This is a genomic window from Pseudomonadales bacterium (assembly GCA_013215025.1).
In the GTDB taxonomy this organism is placed as follows: Bacteria; Pseudomonadota; Gammaproteobacteria; order Pseudomonadales; family DT-91; genus DT-91.
The window spans coordinates 1-4,847 of sequence record JABSRR010000128.1; the positions used below are offsets into that span (position 1 = coordinate 1).

Sequence of the window (4,847 nt, forward strand, 5' to 3'; positions counted from 1 at the left end):
TCAACAATTTTGCCATGCTGCATTACGGCAATCATATCGGCATGCTCGATAGTGCTTAAGCGGTGCGCAATAATCAAGGTTGTGCGATTTTGCATGAGTTCATTCAAGGCTTGCTGAACATGCCATTCGCTTTCATTGTCCAGTGCTGAAGTGGCTTCATCAAGCAATAGCAGCTTAGGATTTTTTAAAATTGCTCTGGCAATGGCAATTCGCTGGCGCTGCCCGCCGGATAATTTGACGCCTTGCTCACCTAAGTGACTATGGTAGCCGTCGGGCAGCCGTTGAATAAAATCGTCGGCATGCGCCGCTCGTGCGGCGGCAAATACGGCTTCATCAGAGGCGCTGGGGTCGCCATAGCGAATATTGTCAAATACGTTTTGAGTGAATAAACTGGGCTGCTGTGAGACTACCCCAATGGATTGTCGAAGTTCGGTAAGCTGCATCGCGCGAATATCGCAATGAGCGTTTGCATCACCCATGGCAATACTGCCCTGCTGAGGGTCGTAAAAGCGCTGCAGAAGATCGAACAGCGTTGTTTTGCCTGCACCTGATGGCCCAACGAGCGCAACCACTTTACCAGCGGGGATATCTAAATTCAGTGCATCGATAGCGCGCTCGTTGGGCCGCGATGGGTAACTAAATGATAAATCACGAATAATAAAACCTGCTGCCAGCGATTCACTGTTAGTGTTTACTGATGCCGCTGGTGAAGTTATCTGGCTTGGTTCGGCTAATATTTGAAACAGTCGCTCACTGGCGCCACTGGCGCGCTGTAGCTCACTCACAACTTCAGATAAACTCACCACGGCGCCAGTCATCAGTAGCGCATAAAAAATAAATGCGCCTAATTCGCCGCCGCTCATGCGGCCGCTAATCACGTCAGAGCCGCCAACATATAGCATGGCTGATAAGGCGACAAATAATAAGAGAATCACTGCCGCCATCAATACACCACGTTGAAAAATCCGAGCGCGGGCGACGTTAAACGCCTGCTCGGTTTCTGCTGCAAAGCTGGCTTGCTCAAGCGGTTCTTGCGTAAAGCTTTGTACGGTTTTTATTTGTTGAATAACATCGCCAGCTTTGCTGCCAACGTCGGCAATCGCGTCTTGACTCTTACGCGATAGCCGTCGTACCCGTCGACCAAACAGAACAATCGGTAATAAGATCAGCGGCACCCCAACAATAATAATGAGGGTGAGTTTTAGGTTAGTCAGCAGCAGCATGCTAACAGCACCTAAAAAGGTAATACTGCTGCGCAGCCAAATGGATAGTGAAGAGCCAATGCAAGACTGCAACACGGTCGTGTCGCTGGTTAGTCGTGACATTATATTACCGCTGCGGTTGTCTTCAAAAAAGCTCGCGTGCAGAGTAAGTAAATGGCTGAATACTGCCTGACGCAAATCGGCAATCACTCGCTCGCCTATCCATGAAATAAGGTAAAAACGGCAGAATGTGCCAGCTGCCATGCCGAGGCTGAGCAGCATTAAAAAGCCAATCGCCAATCTTAAGTCATGACTTGAGCCCGCAATAAAACCATTGTCAATCGCATAACGCACGCCTTGGCCAATCGTGAGCGTCATCGCTGAGGTGAATAAAAGGCTGGTTAAAAACAGTGCCACACGCCAGCGATAAGGTGTAAGAAACGGCAATAGTGCGGTGAAATTGCTGCGTTTGATTGGCGCTTTTGCGCTGGTATTTATAGCTGATGTTGCACTATCAGCTGTATTTGGCGTTGATGCTGTAGCTTGTGCAGCAGATGAAGCAGCGCTTGAGGAAGAAGAATTGGGCATAAACAAGATAACTTTTTAAGGTAATAGCTATACGCATTGGGCCGTCGATCATAGCACTTATTTGGCGATTATTACGCACTATAGCGATATTCCATCAGGCTGAGTTTATGTTTGCCAAGCTTGCTTGGCTTATTGTGAATGTTCTCGCGAATAGTCTGCTAATCGTGCTGGGTTTTGTTCTATAATGGCAATTTATTCAATAAAAGATGCGGCTCTGAATGTCAGAAATTATTGGTGGCGGCGGAAAAAAGATTCTGTATACCTTAAGCACGCTCAAGGCTATCGGCGTGCGGCAAGGAACCAAGGCCCTAGTCGCCAATAATACCTGTAAAGCCTGTGGTTTAGGCATGGGTGGACAGCAAGGCGGGATGACCAATGAGCTGGGCGAATTTCCCTCGGTATGTAATAAAAGTGTGCAGGCGCAGTCAACCGATATTCAGGCAGCGATACCAGCGGAAATTTTTACACACAGTCTAGACGACTTTAACGCGCTTAGCGGCTATGAGTTAGAGCATCTTGGTCGCTTAGATAACCCGCTGTATAAAGCCCCTGGCGATGACAAGTTTCAACTGCTTAGCTGGCCTGAAGCGATGGCGATTGTCTATCAGCGTCTTCAGGCTACCGCAGCCGACCGTAGTTTTTTTTACGCCTCAGGGCGTGCCTCCAATGAGGCNGGNTTTTTATTGCAGGCATGGGCGCGCTGCTTTGGCACNAATAATGTTAATAACTGCTCATTCTATTGCCACCAGGCCACAGGGGTGGGCTTACAAGCCACAGTTGGCACCGGCACCGCAACGGTTGAGCTGGCCGATCTTAAACACTGCGATACGCTTGTACTCATCGGGGCCAATCCTAGCTCTAATCATCCACGCTTGCTGCATCAGTTAAAAGCTTTGCGCGAGCGTGGCGGTAAGGTGATTGTGATTAATCCGGCTAAAGAGCCAGGCTTAGTTAAGTTTGCTGTGCCTAAAAGTATCACCTCAATGCTAAAAGGCGGCAGTGAGATTGCCTCGCATTATCTACAGCCACGCATCGGTTCAGATTGGTATGTGTTATCGGCTATTGCCAAAGCTATTTTAGCGATGGGCGCCGAGGCAGCCGACTATATTAGTAAATACACGACGGGCTTTGCCGACTATCAGCAGCGATTGCAGCAGCTAAGCTGGTCTGAGATAGAAGTTCAAACCGGTTTGACGCAACAAGCCTTAGAAACGATTGCTGAGCTGTATGCAGCATCTAAGCACAGCATTTTTGCCTGGGGTATGGGTATAACGCATCATCAGCATGGTACGCAAAATGTTGAGGCGATCGCTAATCTTGCCTTATTACGCGGTATGGTGGGTAAGCCCGGTGCAGGCTTATTGCCGCTGCGCGGGCACAGTAATGTGCAAGGTATTGGCACTATTGGCGTGAAACCGGAGCTTAAGCCGACAGAGCAACAACAGCTAGCAGATTTATTAGCGCAGCCGATGCCTAGCACCGCTGGTATGGATACGCTGCACTGTTTACAAGCCGCTGATCAAAANAAAATTGATTTNGCNTTAATGATGGGCGGCAANTTATTGGAAGCTACCCCAAATACCGACTGGGCCGTGCAGGCGATGAATAATATTGCCTGCCGAATTCACCTAACAACAACGCTAAATCGAGGTCATGTAATGGCCCAGCAAGGTGAGATGATTATTTTGCCGGTTAAGGCGCGCGACGAAGAAGATCAGGCTACCACGCAAGAATCGATGTTTAACTATTTGCGCATGAGTGATGGCGGCATTAAACGTCATAGCCAAACGCGCAGCGAAGCCGCGATTATTGCAGATATAGCCAGCCATACACTGGCCGCTACACAGGCAGAGAAATTTTTGCAATGGCGAGATTTTAAACGCTTAAGAAAAGACATTGCTCGCGTGATTAAACCACTTAGCTTGTTAGAAACCATTGATGAAAAGCGTCAAGAAGGCACGATTGCTGGGCGTATTCTGCATCAGCCACGCTTTAATATGCCACAGCAGCGTGCGCAATTTGCCAGCAGTATGCCGCCATCACAATCGCAGGCGAAGGATAAACCGTTTATGCTGGCAACTATTCGCAGTGAAGGACAGTTTAACTCGATGATATATGAAGAAACCGATAGCTATCGCTTTGATGCACCTAGAGATGCCTTGCTGATGAATCATGCTGATATACAGGCTCTTGGCTTAAAGCGCGGCGATAGAGTGGTGGTATCATCTGCGAGCGGCGAATGGCGTGGTATGCTGCTGCAGGAATTTGATCTGCCTAGCGGCAATGTGATGGCGTATTATCCAGAGGCCAATGTATTAACCGCTAGTAGTCATGATCCGCGCTCGAAAACACCGAATTTTAAATCATTGCCAGTATCGGTGACTCGGCTAGTCTAACGGAATTACTCAAATCAAAGCTATCATTTAAAGGCTATAAATACAGAGCTGTACATGAAAAGCTGTGAATAAAAAATAAAAGGAATAGCTATAAGCATAGGGATCGATATGCACCATATTGCACTAGGCCAATGTCATTTGCCGCAGGATAAACAGGCTATATACCAAGACATCATGATAAACGATAAACCTTTACAGGCGCTGTTAAAACAGTCTTACCGGGCTGAGTTTAGTCAAGGCCGTTATCGTGAGTTGTTTATGCCAATTCTTCGCAGTAAAGCGCATCCTTTTGAGCAACAAACAAATAATACTAATACAGTGATAAGCCCAATCTATGGTTGCCAAGATGACTGCTGTATATATGTATATGTGGAATTGATTCGTGAAAACACATCTATTGTGTGGCAAAGATTTGCCATCGATAGTTATTATTTTGGTGAAAATCGTAACCAAACCCATCAACTAGTATGGCTTAAGAAGCAAGCCGATTATTGCTTTCAAATCGATAGCTACGCTCAGGTTTTCAACCATGCGGATATTATACGCTGAATTTCTAAGAGAGATAGTGAATAGAAAGTTTTAGAAAATGGTGGGCCTGCACAGACTTGAACTGTGGACCTACCGATTATGAGTCGGGTGCTCTAACCAACTGAGCTACAGG

3 protein-coding genes are annotated in these 4,847 nt (G+C 47.2%); 2 read left to right on the plus strand and 1 reads right to left on the minus strand.

What is annotated here, in order from left to right; all coding sequences use genetic code 11:
* A partial coding sequence (locus tag HRU21_09020) for an ATP-binding cassette domain-containing protein (protein ID NRA42432.1) occupies positions 1 to 1,790 on the minus strand: 1,790 nt, incomplete at its 3' end.
* Between the two features lie 218 nt (positions 1,791 to 2,008).
* Between HRU21_09020 and HRU21_09025 the strand changes: the two genes are divergently transcribed.
* Positions 2,009 to 4,186, plus strand: coding sequence for an FdhF/YdeP family oxidoreductase (locus HRU21_09025; protein NRA42433.1), 2,178 nt, complete (start codon positions 2,009 to 2,011; stop codon positions 4,184 to 4,186).
* Between the two features lie 108 nt (positions 4,187 to 4,294).
* Positions 4,295 to 4,735, plus strand: a complete 441-nt coding sequence (locus tag HRU21_09030; GenBank protein ID NRA42434.1) for a hypothetical protein — start codon at positions 4,295 to 4,297, stop codon at positions 4,733 to 4,735.
* Positions 4,736 to 4,847 lie beyond the last annotated feature (112 nt).

Excerpts from the sequence above, each read along its gene's own strand:
- HRU21_09030 (NRA42434.1), top strand. The coding sequence starts at position 4,295 with ATGCACCATATTGCACTAGGCCAATGTCATTTGCCGCAGGATAAACAG.